21 protein-coding genes and 2 pseudogenes are annotated in these 22,772 nt (G+C 53.9%); 12 read left to right on the forward strand and 11 right to left on the reverse strand.

From position 1 onward, the window contains the following. The 8 genes from ACN0SD_RS18570 to ACN0SD_RS18605 form a co-directional block, all read left to right on the forward strand. The coding region (locus ACN0SD_RS18570) for an SOS response-associated peptidase family protein (RefSeq protein ID WP_417809702.1) at positions 1–331 on the forward strand (331 nt) is incomplete at its 5' end. Between the two features lie 370 nt (positions 332–701). Then, complete coding sequence (locus ACN0SD_RS18575; RefSeq protein WP_417809703.1) at positions 702–863, forward strand: hypothetical protein; 162 nt, start codon at positions 702–704, stop codon at positions 861–863. A 250-nt stretch (positions 864–1,113) separates the two neighbouring features. Next, the gene (locus tag ACN0SD_RS18580; RefSeq protein WP_417809704.1) at positions 1,114–1,692 is read left to right on the forward strand and encodes a hypothetical protein; all 579 of its coding nucleotides are present in this window, start codon (positions 1,114–1,116) and stop codon (positions 1,690–1,692) included. A 594-nt stretch (positions 1,693–2,286) separates the two neighbouring features. Beyond that, on the forward strand, positions 2,287–2,766 hold the full coding sequence (locus ACN0SD_RS18585) for a hypothetical protein (RefSeq protein ID WP_417809705.1): 480 nt from the start codon (positions 2,287–2,289) through the stop codon (positions 2,764–2,766). Next, complete coding sequence (locus tag ACN0SD_RS18590; RefSeq protein ID WP_417809706.1) at positions 2,767–3,372, forward strand: hypothetical protein; 606 nt, start codon at positions 2,767–2,769, stop codon at positions 3,370–3,372. Positions 3,373–3,534: 162 nt separating this feature from the next. After that, on the forward strand, positions 3,535–3,714 hold the full coding sequence (locus ACN0SD_RS18595; RefSeq protein WP_417809707.1) for a hypothetical protein: 180 nt from the start codon (positions 3,535–3,537) through the stop codon (positions 3,712–3,714). Then, positions 3,711–5,966, forward strand: a complete 2,256-nt coding sequence (locus ACN0SD_RS18600; protein WP_417809708.1) for an AAA family ATPase — start codon at positions 3,711–3,713, stop codon at positions 5,964–5,966. Before ACN0SD_RS18595 ends, ACN0SD_RS18600 begins: the two co-directional genes overlap by 4 nt. After that, positions 5,929–7,143, forward strand: a complete 1,215-nt coding sequence (locus ACN0SD_RS18605) for an IS256 family transposase (protein ID WP_417809709.1) — start codon at positions 5,929–5,931, stop codon at positions 7,141–7,143. The genes ACN0SD_RS18600 and ACN0SD_RS18605 overlap by 38 nt, the downstream gene beginning before the upstream one ends. A gap of 39 nt (positions 7,144–7,182) precedes the next feature. Here ACN0SD_RS18605 and ACN0SD_RS18610 read toward each other — a convergent pair whose 3' ends face one another. From ACN0SD_RS18610 to ACN0SD_RS18645, 8 genes are all read right to left on the reverse strand, one after another. After that, the gene (locus ACN0SD_RS18610) at positions 7,183–7,797 is read right to left on the reverse strand and encodes an ANTAR domain-containing response regulator (RefSeq protein ID WP_417809710.1); all 615 of its coding nucleotides are present in this window, start codon (positions 7,795–7,797) and stop codon (positions 7,183–7,185) included. After that, complete coding sequence (locus tag ACN0SD_RS18615; RefSeq protein WP_417809711.1) at positions 7,794–8,954, reverse strand: transporter substrate-binding domain-containing protein; 1,161 nt, start codon at positions 8,952–8,954, stop codon at positions 7,794–7,796. Before ACN0SD_RS18615 ends, ACN0SD_RS18610 begins: the two co-directional genes overlap by 4 nt. Before the next feature lie 513 nt (positions 8,955–9,467). Beyond that, positions 9,468–10,268 carry a phosphodiesterase gene (locus ACN0SD_RS18620; protein WP_417809712.1) on the reverse strand — a complete coding sequence of 267 codons (801 nt, stop codon included), beginning with the start codon at positions 10,266–10,268 and terminating at the stop codon, positions 9,468–9,470. Positions 10,269–10,335: 67 nt separating this feature from the next. Further along, positions 10,336–11,634, reverse strand: coding sequence for an ABC transporter substrate-binding protein (locus ACN0SD_RS18625; protein WP_417809713.1), 1,299 nt, complete (start codon positions 11,632–11,634; stop codon positions 10,336–10,338). A 44-nt stretch (positions 11,635–11,678) separates the two neighbouring features. After that, positions 11,679–12,500, reverse strand: a complete 822-nt coding sequence (locus ACN0SD_RS18630) for a carbohydrate ABC transporter permease (protein WP_417809714.1) — start codon at positions 12,498–12,500, stop codon at positions 11,679–11,681. After that, positions 12,500–13,429, reverse strand: coding sequence for a carbohydrate ABC transporter permease (locus ACN0SD_RS18635; RefSeq protein ID WP_417809715.1), 930 nt, complete (start codon positions 13,427–13,429; stop codon positions 12,500–12,502). The genes ACN0SD_RS18630 and ACN0SD_RS18635 overlap by 1 nt, the downstream gene beginning before the upstream one ends. Next, on the reverse strand, positions 13,426–14,574 hold the full coding sequence (locus ACN0SD_RS18640) for an ABC transporter ATP-binding protein (RefSeq protein WP_417809716.1): 1,149 nt from the start codon (positions 14,572–14,574) through the stop codon (positions 13,426–13,428). Before ACN0SD_RS18640 ends, ACN0SD_RS18635 begins: the two co-directional genes overlap by 4 nt. Positions 14,575–14,807: 233 nt before the next feature. Next, the gene (locus tag ACN0SD_RS18645) at positions 14,808–15,017 is read right to left on the reverse strand and encodes a hypothetical protein (RefSeq protein ID WP_417809717.1); all 210 of its coding nucleotides are present in this window, start codon (positions 15,015–15,017) and stop codon (positions 14,808–14,810) included. 111 nt (positions 15,018–15,128) lie between these two features. Between ACN0SD_RS18645 and ACN0SD_RS18650 the strand changes: the two genes are divergently transcribed. The 3 genes from ACN0SD_RS18650 to ACN0SD_RS18660 all read left to right on the forward strand — a co-directional run bounded on the left by ACN0SD_RS18650 (position 15,129) and on the right by ACN0SD_RS18660 (position 20,030). Beyond that, positions 15,129–15,599, forward strand: coding sequence for a thermonuclease family protein (locus ACN0SD_RS18650; protein ID WP_417809718.1), 471 nt, complete (start codon positions 15,129–15,131; stop codon positions 15,597–15,599). Between the two features lie 497 nt (positions 15,600–16,096). Further along, positions 16,097–18,688 (forward strand): RNA-binding domain-containing protein, encoded by a 2,592-nt coding sequence (locus tag ACN0SD_RS18655; RefSeq protein ID WP_417809719.1) that lies wholly within the window; start codon positions 16,097–16,099, stop codon positions 18,686–18,688. A 463-nt stretch (positions 18,689–19,151) separates the two neighbouring features. Further along, positions 19,152–20,030 (forward strand): helix-turn-helix domain-containing protein, encoded by an 879-nt coding sequence (locus ACN0SD_RS18660; RefSeq protein ID WP_417809720.1) that lies wholly within the window; start codon positions 19,152–19,154, stop codon positions 20,028–20,030. Between the two features lie 42 nt (positions 20,031–20,072). Here the strand turns inward: ACN0SD_RS18660 and ACN0SD_RS18665 are convergent. The 3 genes and pseudogenes from ACN0SD_RS18665 to ACN0SD_RS18675 form a co-directional block, all read right to left on the reverse strand. After that, positions 20,073–20,363, reverse strand: a pseudogene (locus ACN0SD_RS18665) (transposase); the annotation flags it as partial. A gap of 79 nt (positions 20,364–20,442) precedes the next feature. Next, the gene (locus ACN0SD_RS18670; protein WP_417809721.1) at positions 20,443–21,510 is read right to left on the reverse strand and encodes a glycosyltransferase family 2 protein; all 1,068 of its coding nucleotides are present in this window, start codon (positions 21,508–21,510) and stop codon (positions 20,443–20,445) included. Between the two features lie 102 nt (positions 21,511–21,612). Beyond that, positions 21,613–22,467, reverse strand: a pseudogene (locus ACN0SD_RS18675) (IS481 family transposase); the annotation flags it as partial. A gap of 83 nt (positions 22,468–22,550) precedes the next feature. Here ACN0SD_RS18675 and ACN0SD_RS18680 point away from each other — a divergent pair. Continuing rightward, complete coding sequence (locus ACN0SD_RS18680) at positions 22,551–22,751, forward strand: transposase (protein ID WP_417809722.1); 201 nt, start codon at positions 22,551–22,553, stop codon at positions 22,749–22,751. Positions 22,752–22,772: the final 21 nt, after the last annotated feature.

Consider the following 22,772-nt stretch of genomic DNA (forward strand, 5'->3'; position numbering starts at 1 on the left):
CCCCGTTACGGCCTTCGCCGAGCCAGTCAAAGGCGGCAACCAGTGGTTTGGCCCGGCTGATCCGGGTATCACGATGTTCTTCGCCGGGATCGAAACCCGCGCCTGGCGATCCGTGCGCAAGGTGAAACATGGTGAGACGGAAGACGACCTCTTTGCTTTCCTGACTTGCCCGCCCAACGCCGAGGTGGCCGCCGTGCATCCCAAGGCGATGCCGGTGATCCTGACCAAGCCCGACGAATGGGAGGCTTGGCTGAGTGCGCCAATCGAGGCTGCGCAAAATTCGCAGAGACCTTTGCCCGATGGCGATCTGGTGCTAATCGAGGATCAGTAGTGCGTGGGCTGTGTGTGCGAACGGCCCAGAGCCGACATTTAGCCTATTTATCACGCAGCAATGCAGCATTCTCGCAACCCGACATTCGCCCTCGGGCGCAGCATCGCGACAGATGGCGAGCACGGTGATCACGTATCACGGTTTCGGTATTTTTTGCCTTGCCCCGCTCAAGTCCTGCCGGATACGGTTGTGATATTGAATTTATGACCTGTCCTGAAGAATAGCTTTATCATGAGAAATATCGCATTGAATGCCGCAGTGATTGCGCAGGATTATGAGACGAAGCACGATCATCATCGCGAAATCGTAAGGAAGAAGGTCAACCTGCGCCGCCAAAATCCGCGAGCAGATCAAGGCGGGCGTCTGGCGGGTGCGGCTCAAGCCCGAGGATCGGGCATCCGGCGAGATCAACTGGCTATTCGATGTGATCGCGCCCGATCGCAAGATTGCCGGGCAGGTGATCACGAATTTCAAGCAGGTGATAAAAGAGGGCGATCTGCGCCTGCATCCGCTGATCGTGCGGCTGGTCTAGCCGGAGATGCTGGGGCTGCAAAGTTGAAGTCTCTTCTCAAGCAGGTTGACTTGTTTGTTCTCATTGTTGCGCTTGCCGCGCCACTGCTCCTTGAACAGGGCAAATCCTTGCGCATCGCGCCAGTCACGATGTCGGATGCTTCAGCGGATTATATCTTGCGAGATCGGTCATGAGGATCGTGGCGTCTTTCGTGATCTGTCTGTTGGGGCTTGGCCTGTGGCTCCTTGTCGGGCCGCTGGCTGTTTTGCCCATGGCTTGGCTCGTGATGCGCAACGCGACCCCGGCAGATGTTACTGAACCTGCCTGGATGAAACTTAATTACTTGATTGTGGCGGGTGTGTTGGCGGGCCTGGCGCCCGAATACGTGCTCCGTGATGTGCCGGGGCCCCGACTGGTCGCCTTGCTCACACCGCTGGCCGAGCTGCGGCTGCTGCCTTCGGCGATGATTGAACATCTCCGTGGCGGGGACAAACGGGCCGCGATAGGTTTTCTGCTGGAGACGCTGGGTGGCGGACTTTGGCTGATCGTGCTTGCCGCATTTACTGAACCGCGTAGAGTTTTGGCATCGCGGATAAAGTTTGCACTTGTCACCGCGAAAGCCGCGCCCGGACGTGATCCGTGGGGTGCCTTATTGTCGTTGCTCGTCGCGCTAAGCTTGCTGATTAGCTATTTCGTTGGGCCCGGTGCTTGGCATTTTCATAAGGCGATATTTTTATCAGCGATCTCGCCTATTCTCGTCTTTTTCAGCGCTACTGTTCTTTTTGGAATGATAGGAACCGTAGCGCATCCCTCTGTAGATGGTGATGCCGATGGCAAATCTAACGACTGACTCTGCTAAGATTATAATTCAAGGGTTTGAAGAGCTTTCTGCCGGTTTGCCGCAGGCTCGCTTTATTTAGAATTCTTACGTCAGAATCGCAACCGGTCGAATGAGTAGGTAACGCGTTTCAGATTTGGGCTCGCCCGGCGACTGGCAGCCACAAGCGCGCTGCCTCACCCGTGGCGGATGTTCTTGCTGCTCACCTCAGGGAAGCTCTATCCGTTAGGAACCTCGTCTGTCACGGTCTCATTAGGATCACCGCGAAGATCCATCCAGAAGGCAATGAGGCTCACCTCACTGTGGAACTTGGTGACATCAGCAAAAACCTGACCTGGACGGAGTTGCAGATAATGTTTGGGTGGATGTCGAGGGCGCACTGGTTAATTCGAGATTTGACCACTGCCTCACTTGAGCCAGATCACTTGCGTGCCGAAAACTTGCTTCTTGGATGGCAGGGATTTCCAGACCTCAGTTGACGGCCCTGAGCTGCCTTTCGCTAAGCAGCTATCTTACCGCAGTGCGGCTAGGCAAAGTAGTCGTTCAGATATCCCCGTCACTCATTTATATTGTCGACGGACCAGATCGTGCGCGGAGGATCTAGTATTGAACGATCAAAATATTGACTATTCAAAGATTGACGAGGTTTCTGAAGACGGTGTTCGCCTCTTTAAAGTTATGATGCGACTTGAATTCGCTCTTAAAGATGCCGGATATGTCATGGCTGGCCAACGGCAAGCTGCCGAAGTCCAGTGGGATCGTTATGCCAAGGAAAAACTCGGTTCAGCTTTCTGGAGTGAGATCAAGAAGGCTACAAGCGCAGCTGCCTTGATTGAATCACCACCCAAGCGGCAGGTCGTTGACAAAGGAGGCAATCTGGCGTGGGAAGATTCTGGCGCGGTTAGGTCAGTTCAGGAACTGGTCGGAGCGCTGAGGCGCGTAAGAAACAACCTATTTCATGGAGGCAAGAGTGGCGATATTGATGCTGAGCGGAATGCTAGGTTATATGCTGCTTCCTTCTACGTCATCGAACAAATTCTGATAGAAGATGACATAGTCCAAACAATCTTCACCGGACAATATTAGATGGTTGAAGATGATCGAGAACGGAGCGAGTTGAAAGTGGGAGGCATGGGCGCACTACATAGCCAGCTTCACGGCGGTCTCTGGCACACCACCCGACCAGACCGGGTGCCTTCCATCGTAACCTTTGGTTCGATCATGGTCGAACCGAATATTGATGACAAGGAGCGCTGGGGCTCTCGGGATCGTCCACCATTCGTGAGAAAGCTAGGAGGTATAAGCCTTTTCGATTTTGACGACTTCGACCCCGAGAATTATGCCGTCAGTCATCCACTCAGTTCTTGGCAATATTTCGTACCACATCGACATGATTGGGGGGGAGCAGTCTGGCTGAATATCGAGCGAACGGCTGTGTCGAATAGCTTTATTTCTCCAGATGAAATCGTGGAAAGGTGGGACGTTACTGGAAACCGAGGCCATAATGTTATGCCGCGGATAGAAGCTGCGCACCTTGGAAATTTGCCGGTCTCGGCGATCCGCTCAGCATTCCTCACATGGGACGGCGGGCGTGAGGTTCGCGTTTTTGATATTCAGAATTTCGACGCTGGTCACTTCGAGGGTATCGTCGGCGAATGGCATATGGCGACAGGTAAAGGTCGTGAAGGATAGCTGACGTTCTAGTTTGCAGAACTTACGGTTAGCTAGTTTTTACTGCCACATGCGGACATGCCGCTGCAATTGCGCTGTTCAGTGATCGTGAGTTGGCGGCATCGCAGCTGCCTCAAAGCTAGCGTTCAACCTATAGGTATCAGAAATACTAAGGAAGGTAAAATGATGGCATCGCTTAAAGACGCAGTTAGAAACAAGTTTCTCGAGACACTTCGGGGGGATGAGGCCTTCGATCAATCCAAAACCGCCAAGCTTGGAGCGCTCCTGACTGCGGACAGGAAGATCAAAGTCGACGATCTAACGGCGATCTTCGCCCTCCCGGAAGGAGGCGAAATCGTATGATCAAAATCGTCTCTGCGCATATCGAAGAGTTTCGCGGCATTAGAAAATTGGACATCAATCTTGATCAGAAGTCTTTCGCGATATCCGGCCCGAACGGCTCTGGAAAAAGCGGGGTCATCGATGCGATCGAATTTGCTCTCACCGGTCAGATAGGCAGATTGACCGGAACGGGAACAAAAGGGCTGTCGCTTTCTGATCATGGGCCGCATGTAGACCACATCAAATTTCCAGATGCGGCATTCGTCGAGCTAGAGGTATTCTTTCCGACACTTGGAAAGAGCGCCAAACTGAACCGTAAGGTTTCAGCGCCAAAAAAGCCAAAAATAGAACCCAACGATCCGGACATTCTGGCGATCTTGGATCAGGTTGCGCAGCATCCAGAAATCACTTTGGCGAGAAGGGAAATTCTGAAGTTCATCCTGGTCGAACCAACAAAACGCTCTGCGCAAATTCAAGAGATTTTGAAGATTGATGAACTGGGCCAAACCCGTTCGGCACTGTACACCGCTTCCGGCAAACTCAACCAGGCTGCGATCGCTGCAGAAAAGGATGCGCAGAACAAAAAGATGACGCTGCTGCAGCACTTGGGCATCGCTTCGTTGTCTGCAGCTGAGGTCTTGGAAGTCGTAAATGCAAAGCGCGAGCTGCTTGGGCTCGCGCACCATGGCAACATGACGGCCGAGACGATAATCGACCAAGGTTTGGCAGAGCCTACCGTAGAACAATCGCTCAACAAGTCTGCCGCACTGATAGAATTAGACAAGCTCGCTAAGATGATAGCAGGTTTTGGTCAAGTAACGTCGCCAGACGCAGAAGCCCTTGTTGTTTTAATCGAACAACTTGAAAATGACGCGCAGCTTCTTGTTTCTTTGCAACAGCGTGAGTTGGTGGAACGTGGATTGAGGTTGGTAGATGGTCCTGCATGTCCGATGTGCGACCATGAATGGCCAGATGAAGCACACCTTCTTTCGCATCTGCACGCAAAGCAGCAAAAATCGAAGGCGGCTGGGGAGCTTAAGCAAAAACTTATGGATCATGCATCAGCGCTCTCATCGGAAGTTGGCAACCTGAAGGCACTATTGCTTGAAGCACATCGTATCGCGAAGATTGAGAACGCGGCCGACATGCTGACTAGCGTCTTGGGATGGGGCAAGAATCTGGCCTCACTACAGGAACGGCTGACGTCGTTTTCAACGATATTGGAACTCAAGGATCGCCTAACATCCGGATGGCCGGCCATTCCGGAAGGCTTCGAAGCAAAGCTGACGGCTTTTGAAGGCGCGATCCGTGCGAAGCCGGATCAGTCAGCAACCTTGGCCGCCCAGAGTTTTCTGATCAATGCGGAACAAAGGTTTATGGACTACAAAGCGGCCCGTAAGATCGAGAAAGGTGCCCAGAAGGCCCGTGATGCAGCGAAAGTGGCCTACGACGCGTGGTGCGCTGCAATGGAGTCGGAACTAGACGCGCTCTATGAGGCAGTCGAGGATGACTTCAGCAATTTCTACCGTGTCTTGAATGATGGCGATGAACAAAAATTCGTCGCCCGATTTAAAGCCACAGAAGGGCGTCTTGACTTCGATGTGAACTTTTATGGGCGCGGTCTCTACCCGCCCGGCGCCTTCCATAGCGAGGGCCATCAAGATGGGATGGGTGTGTGTCTCTACCTTGCCTTGATGAAGCGCCTTTTGGGCGACAGCTTTACGGTCGCGTTGCTTGACGATGTCGTGATGTCAGTCGATGCAGACCATCGATATCAGTTCTGCAAGCTGTTGATGACGGAGTTCCGAAACACACAGTTTGTGATTGCGACGCATGACAAAGTTTGGGCAGAGCAGATGCGATCAGCAAAGTTGGTGACGCGCAAGACGTCTATGGTATTTGACAGCTGGTCGGTCGACACTGGGCCGTTGGTGGAGTCGAACCCAGAGATTTGGGCGGAAATTGATGCAGCTTTGGCCAAGGGCAAGGTCGAAGTTGCAGCTCCGATCTTACGTCGTCACATGGAATTTGTGTCGCGCCTGCTTGCGGATCAACTGGGAGCACAGACGGTCTTCAAAGCTGACAACAGCTATGATCTCGGAGGGTTGCTACCTAGTGCTATGTCTCGGCTGTCAAACCTTCTGGGAAAGGCATTCGACTCGGCGCAGTCTTGGAGAGTGTCCGACCTTTTGTGTATGATTGATCCGGTTCATGCTTCACCAAAAGGAAGCATGAATGACCATCTCGAAAGAAATCCTGGACGAACTGCTTAAGGGCGTGGAGCGCCCTGAGGACTTGCTCGGCGATGCCGGGCTGATGAAAGAGCTGAAGATCAAGCTCATGGAACGGATGTTGGGTGCGGAACTGACCGCGCATCTTGGCTATGAAGATGGCGAGAGCGCACCGCCGAGCCAACCCAACCGCCGCAACGGCACATCGGCCAAGGTGCTGAAGGGGCAGGACGGGGAATTGCCGGTAGCGATCCCGCGTGACCGCGACAGCAGCTTCGAGCCGGAACTGGTGAAGAAGGGCCAGACCCGGATCGACGGTATGGATGACAAGATCATTGGGCTCTACGCCGCCGGTCTGACGGTGCGGGACATCCAGGCGCATCTGCTCGACCTCTACGGTCTGAGGGTGTCGCCCGACCTGATCAGTCGGGTCACCGACGCGGTGCTGGACGAGGTTCGGGAATGGCAGAGCCGCGCGCTGGACCGGATGTATCCCATCGTCCTTTTCGACGCGCTACGGGTGAAGATCCGGGATGCCGACAGCCGGACGGTCAAGAACAAGGCCGTCTACGTCGCTCTTGGCGTCACCCGTGATGGCCAGCGTGAGGTTCTGGGCCTGTGGATCGCCGAGAACGAGGGGGCAAGGTTCTGGCTCTCGGTGATGAACGAACTGAAGAACCGGGGGCTGCAGGACATCCTGATCGCCGTCGTGGATGGTCTCAAGGGCTTTCCGGAGGCGATCACCGCCGCCTTCCCGGAGGCCATGGTTCAGACCTGCATCGTGCATCTGGTGCGCCATTCTCTGAACTTTTGTTCCTGGAAGGACCGCAAGATCGTGGCGGCCGACTTGCGCCGGATCTACAGCGCCCCGACCGCCGAGATGGCCGAGGCTGAGCTCGATGCCTTCGAGGAGAAATGGGCCGGGAAATACGCCTCCATCGCCCCGGCCTGGCGCAGGGCATGGGCCGAGGTGATCCCATTCTTCGGCTTCGATCCGGCGATCCGCAAGATCATCTACACGACCAATGCCATAGAAAGCTTGAACCGCGTGATCCGCAAATCGATCAAGACGCGCGGTTCCTTCCCGACCGACGAGGCCGCGACCAAGCTGATCTATCTCGCCATCCGCAAGTTCGAAAAGGATGGCAGAAATGTTCGGGAATGGTTTGCAGCGCGCAACCAGTTCGCCATAATGTTCGGCGAGCGCTTCGACGCTTGAGTATCTGAAACCGCATGGGCCGGGCAAGATACACAAAGTTCATGACACTCCCTCGTCAGACAGTGCATGCATCAGATCAAAACAATGATCCTCGATGCTCACGCGCTCCCGCATGCTGTCTTTTCGAAGAATGCTATACGCGGCGTCCTCACTCAGTCCACGCTGGCGCATAAGTGCCGTCACGGCTCGAATAACATGGATACGTTTGCGGCGGCGATCACTGAGATCATGCAAACCTCTGTGTAAGACATCCATGCGGTTAAACTCGTTAACTGCTAGATACAGGGCCGAATAAACTGAGCCGCTATGTATTGGTTTCGACAGGAAAGCCTGCACACCAAGCTGCAAGAGCGCTTTGAGCCGACTCGGTGCCTCAATGCCTACCAGACCGATTGTTGGACATGGCGTCTCCGCGCCATAGCTTTCAGGCCAAGCGTCGGGAAGAGACATATCGCCATCGATTAAAACGATATGATGATCGCGATGTAACCCCTCGGGCAGCTCAAGGCTCTGTCGCATTTGCAACGGGCGAATATCAGCCTCAAGCCCGAGACGGCGCATTGTTTGCTCTAGCAGATCAAGTGAGCGCCCTTCGGATGAAAAGACTACGGCCGTCCGGCCCCTAAAGTTTTGAGTTATGCGGGCCGTTTTCATGAAACTATCCTCACATTGGCTCGACGCGACGCTACTTCATACTCGCTCGCCGAGGAGACCAGATAAGGATCAGGCGCTACCGGTTCCGGCGCTTCAACAAGAACTTCAAACTCAAAATCGGAACGCGAGAGGCCAATCCGGGGAGTTAATGCCGCATGGAAACTATGGGGGTCGATCGTGACTCGGCCTTGTGGCGCATCGAAAGCCTGTCCTGCTACGGCCTTCATCACTTCGCTGACTTTTGTTGTGCCCGTCTGCGCTACCGTCTTCGCCAGCATATGAACGGCAATATATGCGGCTTCTGCCTCGGCTGAGACCACCGGGCCGTCACAGAACAAATTGCTGTAAGCCGCAACAAATTGCACATTCCGCGCAGAGTTTAGTGAAGAAAAGTAGACACTTGAACTGATTTGGCCATCAGCACTCTCTGGACCAATCGCTCGCAACTCGGGTTCAGACAAATTGCAACTAGCAATCGGAAAGCGCTTCGCTTGATCGATACCGCGGACCTCGCAGGCTTTTCGAAACGCCCGGAAGAAAGCATATGAAGACTCGCCGATCATTGCGTTAAAAACAAAGTCTGGCTCCGTCTCGAAAATTTCAGAAATTATATCTTCAAGGTCGGTTTCGCCCACAGCCAGATAACGCTCAGCCAAGATTTCGCCGCGCCGCTTTTGCAGACCTTCACGCATCACCCGATTGCTTTCCCACCCCCAGATGTAATTCGAACCAACGCAATAAGCGCGCCGCCCGAAACGGGAACATAAAAAGTCAATAAGTGGTGACATATGGTGATTGGGGGCCGCGCCCGTATAGATCACATTGGTCGTGCTTTCGAAGCCTTCATAGTGGGTCGGATACCATAATAGCGCATCGTGTTTCTCGAAGAGCGGGATTACCTCTTTACGGCTTGATGACGTGTAGCATCCGCAAACATGATGGATCCCGCGATCAAACAGTGACTGAACGGCTAGAGCGTAATTTTGCAAGATGCCTTTAGGATCAATGTGAATCGGATGAAACGTGACACCGGATTCGGGATCTGCATTGATCTCGGCGCAAGCCAAGCGTGCTCCATTCAACAGCGTATGAGCTACCGTGCCATATGGGCCGGTATTTGAGAACAAAAGTCCTAGCGGGAGTTCGATACGCTTCATTGCCAAGTCCCAACGACCAAAGCCCCAAAAGCAGGGACTGCTTTGGGGCAAAATTGCCGACATATCTAAGGTTAGGTTCCGCCTCTACGAGCGCATTTGCTCGGCGATACATTTACGCTAAGATTAGCATCGCAAAGCTGTCAACAGCAATTTTACTGCGCCTACAGCTTAACTGGAAAATTTTCGAGCCGCCTAATTTTATAGCGAATTTTCTCTCCACTGCCCTCCTTTGGTGCGCGGCGGAAAGAGTTCACGAAAATTAATTCGTAGGCAACACCCCGTTTGGCGAGCACTTGTTTTCAACATAGTCAGGAACTTCGACCCAAGCCCCGTAAAAGTCAGTTGCCCCCCACAACGTTTCTGCTGCAATCCTTTGGGTGCAAGTGCTGCCTGTCAGCGCGATGATGAGTGCGGGGACGCACAATCTTCATTGCGCGCACAGCGCATCGAGACCGACTGTGGTAATCTCTGATATGTCTATCGTCATTTATAGATCGTTGCAGAACCATTGGTCTATGGTCCGTCGCAGGGCTGCGCCTGCTCAGTGGGGGATTGCCCTACTTCAGCCCCAAACGCGCGAAAGCCGTGATCGTCAAGGAACAGCACTCGATAGCAAGGATTTCCACCTGTCCACCACGGCGCGCGTGCGGCAACATCCGTGATGAAACGGTGCGAACAAGCCTGCCCCGAGCTGAAGGCGATGCCTTCTGCGCTGGTTCCGCTTAGCGGGATGTGAATGTGGCCGAAGATGATATGCCGCACGCCGGGAGCATGGGCCGCCAACCGAACCAAAACCGCGCCATCATCATGCAGGCCAATCTTGCTGAAATGCGCAATGCCATCGAACACCGGTGGATGATGGATAAAGACCGTGACAGGCTGCGCCCCTGCATCATTGAGCGCCGCATCAAGCCACGCCATACGATCGGGACCATAAATGCCACCGATCACCCCTTCCTCATGACTGTCCAGAAACAGCAAACGTCCGAAAGCGGTATCGATGCTCGACTGCACGTAGCCGTTGGAGTCGCGCGGTTGATCGGGGAAAACAGCGACGAATTTAGGTCGACGGTCATGATTGCCGAGCATAAGCCGCACCGCAAACGGCACTGGCGCTAGTATCTCGCGCAGGAGTTCGTAGGCCTCAGGATCACCGAAATTGCAAAGATCGCCCGTTATCACCAAAAGATCGGCATCACCGTGGCGCGCCACAATATCGGATACAGCCTCGCGCAATTGTGCCTCGGGATCGACCCCGTTCACCGCAATGCCGGGGGGCATCAAATGGGTGTCGGTGAGTTGGATGATTTTCATGTTCGTTCTCCAATACGAAAGATGCGGGGAGGCAGCCCCCGCATCAATCTATCTGTGCCAATGCACCTTATTTCATGAGGGCATTGGTCTGCTCGACAATCTGCTTAAGACCGTTCTCAGGACTGACTTCGCCACGCATCACTGTGCCGACGATGTCGCGCTGCATACGCCAGATACGCACAGAGTCCCCACCCGGATAGCCTGCCCAAGGAAGCGAACGATCCGCCTGCAACGACGCAGTTTTCACATTTGGATGCTCAAGGTAATAGGGCGCCAGATACGCTTCGCCGGTGGCGCGCTTATTCGTCGGCAGGTAGCCAGTGATACGCACGATGGTATTTTGCGCCTCGGGACCGGTGATCCATTTGAGATATTTCCATGCCGCCTCTTGCTTGGCTTTGTCCTGTGTCAAAATCACGGCCGAGTTGCCCCCGGTAGGCACACCGCCTGCGTCTTTATTGTCGCGCGGGAATGTCGCTGTGACCATCTTGAAGCGATCACCCACAAGCCCTTCGATGGTCTGCACATGCGCGGGCGTAGAGAAGATGAACCCTGTCAGACCTGCGCCGAACTGCTGGCGCGATTGATCCCAGTCGAGCAAACTTTGACCACCCTCGGTGACGAATTCGCGTGCCATTTTCAGTGCATTCAGGCCTATCTCGTTGTCGAAAGCCACGGTGCCTGTCGCAGGATCGACCAGCGTGCCGCCTTGTTCGAAAATCAGAGCCTGCCAAAGCCAATCGTCGGGCCAGCCGTTTATATCGTAACCCATGCCTGCGATTTTCGGGTCCAGCGCGTGAATCTTACCCGCCAGCGCAATCAACTCTGGGAACGTTGCCGGCATGTGCTCAGGATCGCCGCCCGCCTTCGTCACAAGATCGGCATTCACATACATAATCGGGGATGACGCGTTGACCGGCAGGCCGTATTGCTTTCCATCGACCACGCCAAGTGCAGCCATTTTCGGACTATAGTTTTCATCGAGAAAGGCTTGCCCGCCTTCTGCCGCGATGAAGGGTCCAAGATCTGTGATCTGGTTGCGCGGCGCGAGCTTGTGAACCAGTTCGGCCGTCAGGTTGTAACCAGAAAAATATACATCCGGCAGGTTGCCGGTGACCGCTGCGCGCAGCACCTGTTGCTGACCCTCGTTGTAACCCGGCGCAGGCGCGAGAAAGTTGATTTTTATATCAGGGTTGTCCTGCATGAACTGATCCGCCAACGGCTGGTGGAACTTGGTAAAGCCCGGCAGGTTGTAAAGGACATTCAGCGTCACCTCTTGGGCTGCGGCAAGGCCGGGCACTGACAGCGCAGGCAATGCGAGGCCCAGCGCAAGCGCGCGCATGGCATTTCGACGAGAAAGCATCATGGGATAGTCTCCGGTAAGGGGTTGGGTAAGAGAGGTGACGAGGGTCATTTCACGCCCGTCATGGTGATGCCCGCGATGAAATACCTGCGCGCCAGAAGGAAGCAGGCCACAATCGGGGCGGTGATAATCGTCGCGCCAGCCATCAACGCGCCATAGTTCGCGCCTGTCTCGGCGTCGGAAAAAAACAGCATGCCAAGTGGCGGTGGAGCGAGTGCAGTGTCAGAGACTACGATCATCGGCCAATAGAGATCGTTCCAATGTGCCACGACCGAAAACACCGCAAAGGCCGCAAGCGAGGGCAGCGCACCGCGCAAGACCAGCCCCCAACATATCTCGGCCTCTGAAAACCCATCCAGTCGGGCGGCCTCAATGATCTCGTCTGGATAGCTGCGAAAGGCCTGATGAAACAGAAAGATCGCAAATACCGACAGGAAGAACGGTGCCATCATCGCAAAATAGCTGTTCAACAACTGCGCCTTTGCCAGCCCCACGAATAGAGGCAGCGCCAGTGCCTGCATCGGCACGCAAAGCGCTGCGATTACAAGCGCAAGCAGAACCCGGCGCCCCGGGAAGCGTAGCTTGGCCAACGCGTAAGCCGCTGGCACTGCAGTGATCACCTGCACGATCAGAATGCCTGCGCAGACAATCACGCCGTTCAGCATGAAGCGTGCCATCGGCACCTGTTCTGTCGCGCGCGCATAATTCTCTCTTGCGGAAAACTGTTCGGGAATTGGCCACAGCGATACATTGAAGATTTCGCCGGAGGAACGGATCGAGGTCAGCACCATCCAGTAAAAGGGCAGCAGCATCACAAAAGCGCCAAGCCCCAAAACAAGATGCGGGGTGTAGTGACGAATACGCGCCATCAGTAATGCACCTTCCGTTCAAGATGCAGCGTCTGTCCGATCGACAAAACGAGCACGAATCCCAAGAAAATTAGTGTTAGTGCAGCTGCATAACCGGTGTCGGAGTATTCGAACCCCTCGAGATAGAGGTCGTATAGTAAGGTCTCGGACCCCGAGCGCCCCTTGGTCAACACCGCGACCGTCTCGAAGACCTTGAACGCCGAAATCGAAGTGGTCACCACAACGAACATCGTCGTCGGGCCAAGCATCGGCCATGTAACGATCAGGAAGCGATCGATCGGATTCTTCGCCCCATCAAGTCGCGCGGCTTCGTGCAAGTCAGAGGGGATTGCCGTAAGCCCGGCCAGAAATAAAACCATATTGAAGCCCAGCACTTGCCAAACCCCAATCAAGGCCATCGTCGGGATTAGTAAGCTGGGGGTGGACAAAAATGCGACCGGTTCAAAGCCAAGCGCGCGAATTGCGGCATTCACCGGGCCAAGTGACGGATGCAATAAGAATTGCCACACAGTCGCCATCGCGACGAGCGTCGCGGTGACGGGGAGGAAATAAGCGACCTCCCAGAACGCGCGGCTGCGTTTGCGCCCCTGCACGAGAAGCGCCACGCCAAGCGCCAGAAAGACGCCCGCAGGAATGACGATGGCGGCGTAAAGAATCGTATTTCTCAGTGCCCGCAGGAAAACGGGGTCCTGTGCCGCTTTGACGAAGTTTTCGACGCCGACAAACCGCGTCGCGAGTGCGCCCAGCTGGTAATCGGTCATCGAGAACCCTATTAGAACGATCATTGGTATAATGTAGATCGCCAATAAAAGAACGGCGGCAGGCGCTGCAAAAATCAGCCCGCGCCGGATCATTCGCCGCTCGGTCACAGACAGACGGGCAGGCTTTGCCACAAGGGCGGGATTTGGAACATATTCGCTTGAACTCATGCCGTCACCCGACGAGCAATGCACAGCGCGACGCGCAGACCATCCGCGCCAAAAAGATGCGTATGTTCAGGTGCAAAACTGACATTCAGCCGCGCACCGACGCCATGCGCGGTGCCCTCCCCCGCGTTTTGGCGCAGAGTAAGGCGCATGTTCGCGTCGCTGACCAGATGGCCACTCACAAAACGATCTGCACCATGGGTTTCCGTGCGCTGAACGCGCATCGCAATACCTTCTTGCTGCACGCGCAGATCCTCAGCGCGCACCCCAAGCGTGACCGGCTCACGATCCCTTCCGACCGCATAAAGACCCAGATCTTGCCCCAAGGCCATCACTCGGCCCTCAGCCGTAACCTCTGCCGGAAAAAGATTAATCGCGGGTGAGCCGATAAACCGGGCAACGGTCAACGTCGCAGGCGCCCTATACAACTCCTCGGGCGTTCCGAGTTGTTCAATCCGACCATCCGACATAAGGGCGACACGGTCGGACATCGTCATGGCCTCAACCTGGTCATGGGTGACATAAACGAATGTCGCACCCAATCGACGGTGTAATGCGGCCAGTTCTTCACGCATGTGAGCGCGAAGCTTTGCATCAAGGTTCGATAGAGGCTCGTCCATCAGGAAGGCCGCTGGCGCTCGCACCAATGCTCTCGCAAGCGCTACCCGTTGACGCTGTCCACCTGAAAGTTGCGCAGGCTTTCGATCAAGTAAATGATCGATCTGTAGCGTCTCTGCGGCATGTTCCACCGCCTCACCAATCGCTCGCAGCCGCGCGCCCTGACCCGGCATCAAACGCCCGAATATAGGCAGTCGCGCAGCAAGGGACAGTTGCCGCATCCGCAACGGGGTCGCGATGTTCTGGCGAACTGTCATATGAGGATAAAGCGCATAGGACTGAAAGACCATCGCGAGGTTGCGCTCCGACGGGTCCACCATCGTTACATCGCTGCCACCAATTGATACCGCCCCACGGTCAGGCGTTTCGAGCCCAGCGATGACCCGCAAAACTGTGGACTTACCACAACCAGACATTCCGACCAGCGACAAAAACTCACCGGGTTGAATAGACAGGTCAATGCCGCGCAAGACCTCGTCTTCGCCAAAACTTTTCCCGATCCCGGAAAGCACCACTGATTGAGGCGTCATCCTGCGCTCCTTCTTCTTGAGCAGCGACATCGGCCTTCAACGTGACAGCACTGTTGCGGTGAAGTGACGGGTTTGTGAAACCTGGGCTTCTCCTCAATGTTTGGACCGTTTCCGACGTGTTGTAAGATATCCGGCGAAGACGGCAACTGGGCGTGGAAAGCTATAAAAATGCGGCTGATCGTCCGAACATTCTCGCGTCGCCCTACGTCCGCATACATGCAGGCAGCAGTAATTCACGGAGGTCCACGTCGGTGATCCGGGGCCTCTGCAACAGGCGGCTGCGGAAATCCGGAAACGATCACGAAAACGGCATCAGTCCACTTGCAGACTACAGTCAGGACGATACGGTCTTTTTCACTGATTTGTGTGGGGGTTATTTCGATGAAGGCTATTCTTTCAACCATGGCTGCGTTGCTCGCGTTTTCAATGCCGATCCAAGCCATGCCGACTGCTGCTTCGCTGAGCCAAGATGAAATCGCCCACGGTGGCGGTTGCCGCAAAAGCTCACCTGCTGGGCAATGCTGCCACATGGACAACAAAGCGGGGCGTGTCCATTGTCACTAAGGCTCTTGCTCGGACTTATCCTTGCAGTTGGTCTTTATGGGCCGCTGCAAGCGAAGACCATAACCGGCACAGCGTCGGTTATTGACGGCGATACCATCGACATTCACGGGAGCCGAATTCGACTACACGCGATCGACGCGATTGAGAGCCGTCAGCGCTGCAAGCTGCCCAACGGCAAGCTGTGGAACTGCGGTAAGGATGCGTCATTTGCGCTCGCCGACAAGATTGGACGCGCGCCGGTCTCATGTGAGGTCACCGATATCGACCGATATAGGCGCTTCGTCGCGATCTGTCGCCAAAACGGGGAAGACCTGAACGCTTGGCTTGTTCGCAATGGCTGGGCCGTCGCGTATCGGCGTTATGGGCGGGATTACGTGCCTCAGGAAGACGCGGCTAGGAAACAACGAGCCGGTATCTGGGCGAGTGAATTCATGATGCCTTGGGATTGGCGCCGACGCTAATATGACGCTGATGATGCGGGGGCGGCCCGCATTTGATGTTATCGTAACCCAAAGTGACGAGTAGGAAGGGCGGAGAGTGGACGTTCGCCGCGCCTGCGAACGTACACTGTCAAACACATGAAAGCGGCCATTCAGGGCTCAGGTTCGACGCGCCGCCCTGCTGCACCAGCCGCCAAGGTCAGCAAAGCGCAGGTAGTGACCTTTGCAAAGTTTGGAGCCGTAGTCTTCCTTCTCGACGTGATCGGCCCGAAACCGACACTGACGGCGACACTCGACGCTGCAGCGCAGCTTTCGTATTGCGGTCATAATGCGCGGCGCGGCATACTTGGCTTATGAATGGTTACCCTTCAAACGTCCGGTTGTCCCTAGTCGATACCCAAAATTAGCAACTCTGGTCCTTGCTGCAATGCGTTTGCGCCTCTATACTCTCAGCTGAACTCGCTTGTAGTTGTCGTTCATCTAACGTTGGCCGTTTATTTTAGGGTTTTTATTGCTGCATGAAGATAGACGAAATTAAGGACCAGCTGTTTCGTAGAATTCTTGAATCAGAAATTGGTCCTGAAATAACTGATATGCTCGTACCGAACGGGAAACCATACTCTTTCGAAACTGAACTTTGGGATTACAAGCGAAAGGCGCCTCAACTTCCCGAAAAGCCAAATGACGATGATCGAAATATTTTTGATCAAGAGGTTCATGAACTGATCAAAGATATTGTATCGTTTCACAACTCATATGGAGGATACTTGATATTTGGTATCGAAGACACTGGCGCTGAACGGCTCTGTGGGTGTGATGCAGAAATTGATTGTGGCGACATCTCGCAACGTATTTTGGCGCGCAGCGGATCGCAAATCGAACTTTATACTGATAATATTGAAATTGAGTGCAATAGCGGGAAAATACAGCTTCTGGCAATGTTAATTCCGAGGCGATCTACAAATGCACCTCCCGTTAAGTTTAAGAAGGCTAGCCCTGAGTTCAACGGAAAGCGAGCATATCAAAAAGACACCGTATATGTGCGAGTGGGCGACAAATGCAGACCTGCATCAAATTCTGCAGAAGACTGGAAGTTTCTATTTTCAGACCGGAAGTTGAACACGGCTAAGCCAGAAAAAGCAGATTCAATAGCTTCCAACTTGCCCGCCCGCGATCCAGACCTCATCAAGTTTGTTGGACGAGAGTCTGAGCTCTCGAACTTGAGAGATTGGATGTTCGACCAAAGATCGCCAATTCGTTTGCTGACCGGTATTGGAGGGCTAGGAAAAACGTCTGTTGCCTATCAGTTTTGCGAGGAACTGATTGATTCTGGTGCTGGGAGCTTCGATTTTGTTGCGTGGGTTACAGCGAAGAAATCCACGTACGCCGCTTTGCAAGGGAAGATGGTCAAGACTACGAGGCATGATTTTTCGAACACGACAGAATTACTTGAAAGCCTCATCACATCCATCGCTGGTGAAAGCTCGATCGTTGAGGAAATGGATCAGTCTGATCTAGTCGATGTGCTGGTCGATGCACTTGTCTACCGACCTTCTTTCATTGTTGTTGATGATCTAGATAGTCTTGCGCCGGATGTTCAGCGTGAGTGTGCAACTGTGCTGCAAGAGGTGGCGGTTAGAACTGTGGCAAGAGATCACCCTCTGAGTCGCATATTGTTGACTTCTCGATTGGACCAAGGCCTGTCTCCAACGAATGTAATTAAACTAGAAGGTTTGCCATTTGAACCGTTCAAGGAGCACCTTCACAATTTGAGCCGCCAATTCAAGCTAGATAAATTTGTGCCCCGTGTAGAAAAAGAAATTCATCGAAGTTCATCGGGCTCACCACTATTTGCGAGCGCAATAGTGAGGCTTGTCTATCTTGGCGAAAACATCCGCGACGTATGTGCCTCGTGGGAAAAGAGTGATGGAGAAGAAGTTAGAGATTTTGCATTCAAGCGGGAGCTAGAAAGGCTATCCGGAGCCGCTGCATCAATTTTGCTGGCTGTCGTTTACTTGGGAGAAGTGAGTATTGCTGAGCTCGAAGAGGCGTTAGAAATGCCTAAGCGTAAAGTATTGGATCATATTGGTGAGTTGCAATCCTTCCACCTCGTATCGAACTCAAAAAACCGCTACGGCGAACCCGCGTTCTCTTCGTCAAAGGAACTTATTGCATCCGCCGGAATACTCAGGAGACACCTTGGCCTACGGGCCCAATCGGTTGAAAAACAATGTGCTAAAATTCGACAAAACCAAGGAGACCAGACAAGAAAGATTGGCATAGAGCTCAGCAAGATCGTAACGTTCTGGAGCGAAGGCCAGAACGAAGAAGCGTTGATTCTAGCTAAAGAGCTTTCAAACAGGAACCAGAAAAGTGGAGACGTTTGGTGCGCTCTTGCAGGTGCGTTTCTCAAAATCAGGCCTGCCAATTACGGGGCTGCAGACGATGCAGTAATGAGGGCAGTCGATCTCAACTGCTTGCGGCCCGAACTTTTCGATTATTTTGTATTGGCAAAAAAGGGAATTGAAGATTGGCAAGGCCTCCGCTCATTTGTAGAGAAAAAGTTCTTTAAGTCCTTTAAAAAAGATACTGCATTGGACGCCTACATGGTAGCAACGTCCAAGCTAGTTGGCTTTGCTACAGACCGCGGAGACTATAAAGTGGCTGCGAGATACTCATTTGAAGGAGCGGAGAGAATAGCTTCAAAGATAGCCGGAAGCGCACTCGATCCAGCCTTTTTTAAAAGCCTTGTATTGCGCCAGAACAGCTTTGCATCTGATGCAATTCGTTTTTCAAGGCGGCACAACCCGAGACCGGGGGATCAGCTATTTGTGGCCGAACTAGCATTTAAACTTTATGATCTAAATATTTATCGGAGGGACGTGATTGAGGCGATTTGTGTCAGCTTGAAGACATGGGCTGAAGACGTAGAAAAACGTCCCTTTGTTGATGAAACAGCAATTGATATTTTGTCTCGTTTTATAAAGCGACTATCTCGGATTCATACGACCGCATCTCGTCGAGGTGACAAGGCAGAAAGAGACATTGAGTTAATTTCAGATACGGTGAGAGACTTAGAGTTCATCGGGGCGCGACTCAGAAGCTTATAAAGCCAAGTGAAAGAGAGCATGCCACGCGACCTAGTGAAAGCGACTTCTGCTTTCGTGCAATGGCACCTTGCGACACTTGGGATTAGAAGCGCAACGTCCGCTTTCGCAGTTGACCGTTCGAAATTTACGTATGCAACGAACGGCTGCTCTCGGCCCTCACTTCAGAAAGCCTCTGGTGCTGCTGCTGCACAGGTCATGTCCGCTTCAGGCTGAAAGCGGACCTTCGCCCCAATTCGCGCGAAAGTCTGATATGGGCCGAGTGCAGTCTTGGTGACGTTTGACGCCAAACCGCCTCGCGCGGCATCGGACACGGCCATTCGATCTCTGCTCGCCACTGGTGTTCATCTCGTCTCAACTCTTCGCGTTGATCCTGCGGGATCAGCAATTGACGACGTCACATTCCTTCGCCACAGGTAAAGCAATCTTTCCATAATGCCCCCTTAAAAAGCAAAGATAGTTTTCCATGTCTTCACTCCCCCTCCTGCGGGATCGTCGCCGCGACCTTTCCTTGACCCAAGCGAGCGTGGCCAGCGCGGCGGGGATCAGCATCCCGACGTTGCGTAATCTCGAACAGGGCAAAGGCAGCATCGGGTCGCTCTCGCGCACCCTGCCCTGCCTGCAACTCCGGTGGTCTTGGTTTCATGACATCGATGCCGGGGACCTTGCGCGACGTCGGCGGATGCGCGGTCTCAGCCAGCGCGCGCTGGCGGAAAGGGTCGGTTGCTCGCGACCGACGATCATCGCGCTCGAGCGTGACATGAGCGGCAGGGTTGAGACGTTGCTGAGGGTCCTTTCTGTCCTCGGGATCCGTCAGGCCCTGCGTCCTGAGCCAGCAGCTATGAGGCCCGGGCTGGTCCCAGCAACGAACGATCCCGCCCGAGATCTGGTGATGACGCCCCCTGATCTGGCGGCCAAAATCATCGCTCATTTCGCGGACCGGATGTCCGGGCATGTGCTAGATCCGGCCCGGGGCGCGGGCGCGTTTTACGACCAGTTTCCCGATCAGGTCGAACACTCCTGGTGCGAATTGGCGCTGGGTCGGGATTTCCTCGCGTGGAGCGATCCGGTCGACTGGATCATGACGAATCCGCCTTGGTCGAAGATCCGCAGTTTCACCCGCCATGCGATGACGCTCTGCGAGCATATCGTCTGGCTGGTGCCCATCGTGAACATCACCACCAAGGCGCGGCTGCGGGATTTGGCTGAGCACGGATACGGCATCGCCGAATTGGTGCTTCTCGATACCCCGCGCGACTGGCCGCAGAGCGGGTTCCAACTCGTCGCGGCGCATCTGCGGCGTGGCTACACCGGCGATTGGCGCGTGTCGCGGCTTGAGATTTGACGCAACCCCACGGCCGATCTGACATGCTGGAAAGGAATGTGTGAGGTAGGTCGCGTCAATCATGACGGTCTTCTCTTCGCGGTGCTCCGCTGCGAGGCCGGCCATGATCCGGGCAAAAACGCCCTTTTCACTCCATCGCTTCCAGCGGTTATATAGCGTCTTGTGCGGGCCGTATTCCGCAGGCGCATCTCGCCAACGTAACCCATTGCGATTGATGAAGATAATTCCACTCAATACTCTGCGGTCATCGACCCGTGGCTTGCCATGGCGCTTGGGGAAGCAGGGCTCAAGACGCGCCTGCTGCGCATCGCTCAACCAGAAAAGATCAGACACGGCACCGCTCCGTTTTCGGCGTCGTGAATCACACAGCGAGCCTGAAAACAATGGGTCTAGACTCTAGTATGGCGCCCTCTCATCGGATAACTCCTGATAGAGAAGCAACCCCATCAAACCTCTTACTGTTTGAGCACATTGGAGATTGCTGCAAGATATCATCCTTATCCAGAATTTTCTTAGAGAGAATGGAATCTCCTGCGTGTTGTGCGCGCTCGCGGCTATAGTTGAATCCAGAAATGCCCTTATAAAATTTGAAGTGAAGCATGGCGCAGATGTCTTCGGACACCATGACGGCGCGATCAATGGAGTGTGGCGCCCGAGAAAAATTAGTTCCTTTTTGCCACTTGAGAAGCGCGAATTTGTTCAGAACAGATGGCGCCTCTGAAAAGTTATCTTTTGTCGCAAAGCGAACAATCTTATTTTGCAACTTTGCAATGCCTCTAGGGTTTATAGGTCGCTTCATGTTTGCATATCTAGATATGAGCCAACGCTGCGTTGGCGACAGCTTGCCTTTCTGAAAGAACATCCGATCCCTTACACCACCCATAAAGCAAACGCTTGGTGTTGGGTATCGGCGAACGAAACTTGAAGGTTGCGCTACAATTCGAACCCCTGACGGAGGCTCTCCTTGACCATCAAAATAGGGAAACTCCTCAATCAGTGGGCGCTCTCCAGAGTAGGTTTGTTCATAAAATGGGCGATCACCATACATGTCTAACATGACAGCTAGTAACGCCTCTTTATTAAGAGATTCCATTTCGTTTACTAACTCAGGCAGTGTAGAAGGCATCTGCTTATAATATAGAAATTCGTCTACGTCGGGTAAAGTGACCCATTGCCCATCGCAAAAGTGGTCGAGCAGCTCTTGACGCCAAGTCCCCACATTTTCTCTGAAGCGAGCTCCATTCGAAGGACGAAACAAGATAACGTCTTTCTGCTCCTCGAGAATCTCACAGGTCCCATCATCTGAATTGTCGTCGACAATAATAAAGCGCGCGCATCCGATGCTTCGATAATGATCTAAAAATTGTTCTATTATTTGATATTCATTGTGACAGACCGTCACGCACGATACTGAAAAGTTGTTGTTTGATCCTTTAATATTCGTCACTTGTTCTAATATCTTGCTTTTAAAATCAGCCATGATATGGAGCTCCGTCAGCACTCAAGGTGTTGTCTGTAACTTGCCGCGCAGCCACAACCCAAACGGGATCAGCAACCACGCATTTTCCTCAATCTATTCGACTTACATACTGTAAGTTTGCGAAGTGAAAAGCATGTTTAGTCCCAGTGTGTGATGGGTTGGATCGACAGTGAACCTTTCTGGCTCTCTTGTCCAGATTTTGCAGATGAACTCGAATGGCGTTAGGCCCTGCAGCGTCTTGAGGCGACGCGCATAATTGTAGGCTGCGATGAAGTCGCCGAGGTGGGTTTCGAGCTGAGCGTGTGCCTCATAATGGTAGCGCTTGACGGTCGCCTCCTTGATCGTACGGTTCATGCGCTCGACTTGGCCATTGGTCCAGGGATGGTTCACCTTTGTCAGGCGATGCTCGATCCCGTGCTCCGAGCAGACCCGGTCGAAGATGTGCTCCATCGCATAGAGATCCTGTTTGCGGTTTGTGAACTGGATGCCGTTGTCTGTGAGGATCGTGTGGATTCTGTAGGGCAGCGCCGCGATGAGATCGCGCAGGAATTGGGCCGCGGCCATCTTGCCGGCCTTCTTCTCAAGCCGCACGAAGGCGAACTTTGAGGTCCTGTCTATGGCTACGAACATGTAAAGCTTGCCCTCGGCCGTGCGCAACTCGGCGATGTCGATGTGGACGTAGCCGATGGGGTAGCGTTTGAATTTCTTCTTCGGCTTGTCGCCCTCCATGCCCGGCAGACGGCTGATGTCATGGCGCTGCAGGCATCGATGCAGCGAAGAACGCGTAAGATGTGGGATACTCGGCTGCAGGGCATAGAGACAGTCATCGAGCGGCAGCAGTGTGTGGCGCCGGAAAGCGACAATCACGGCTTCCTCCTCGACGCTGAGAACTGTCGAATGTGCTTCCTTCGGACCCATCGGCACGTCCTCAACCGTCTGACGATTGCGCCACTTGGTTAGCGGTGCGCCCACCCCACCTTCCTTGTGCGCCCCTGATCTGAGATTCAGCCCCAATGGATGGATGATCAGGGAGTTTCTCCATGGAGCGCTCAACGGAGTTTCTCAGCAACATTGATATGGTTGTGGGGCCGCGTGGTCACCGCCGGTGGCCGGATGCAGTGAAGGCGCAAATTGTGGCCGAGACGTTGGTTGAGGGTGCCTCGGTGGGCGCGGTTGCGCGGCGTTATGACATGCGGGCCAATCATTTGTCGGAATGGCGGCGCATGGCGCGCGAGGGCTAGCTGGTTTTGCCCGCTGTGACC

Origin of the sequence: Thioclava sp. (assembly GCF_048263065.1) — a bacterium.
In the GTDB taxonomy this organism is placed as follows: domain Bacteria; phylum Pseudomonadota; class Alphaproteobacteria; order Rhodobacterales; family Rhodobacteraceae; genus Thioclava.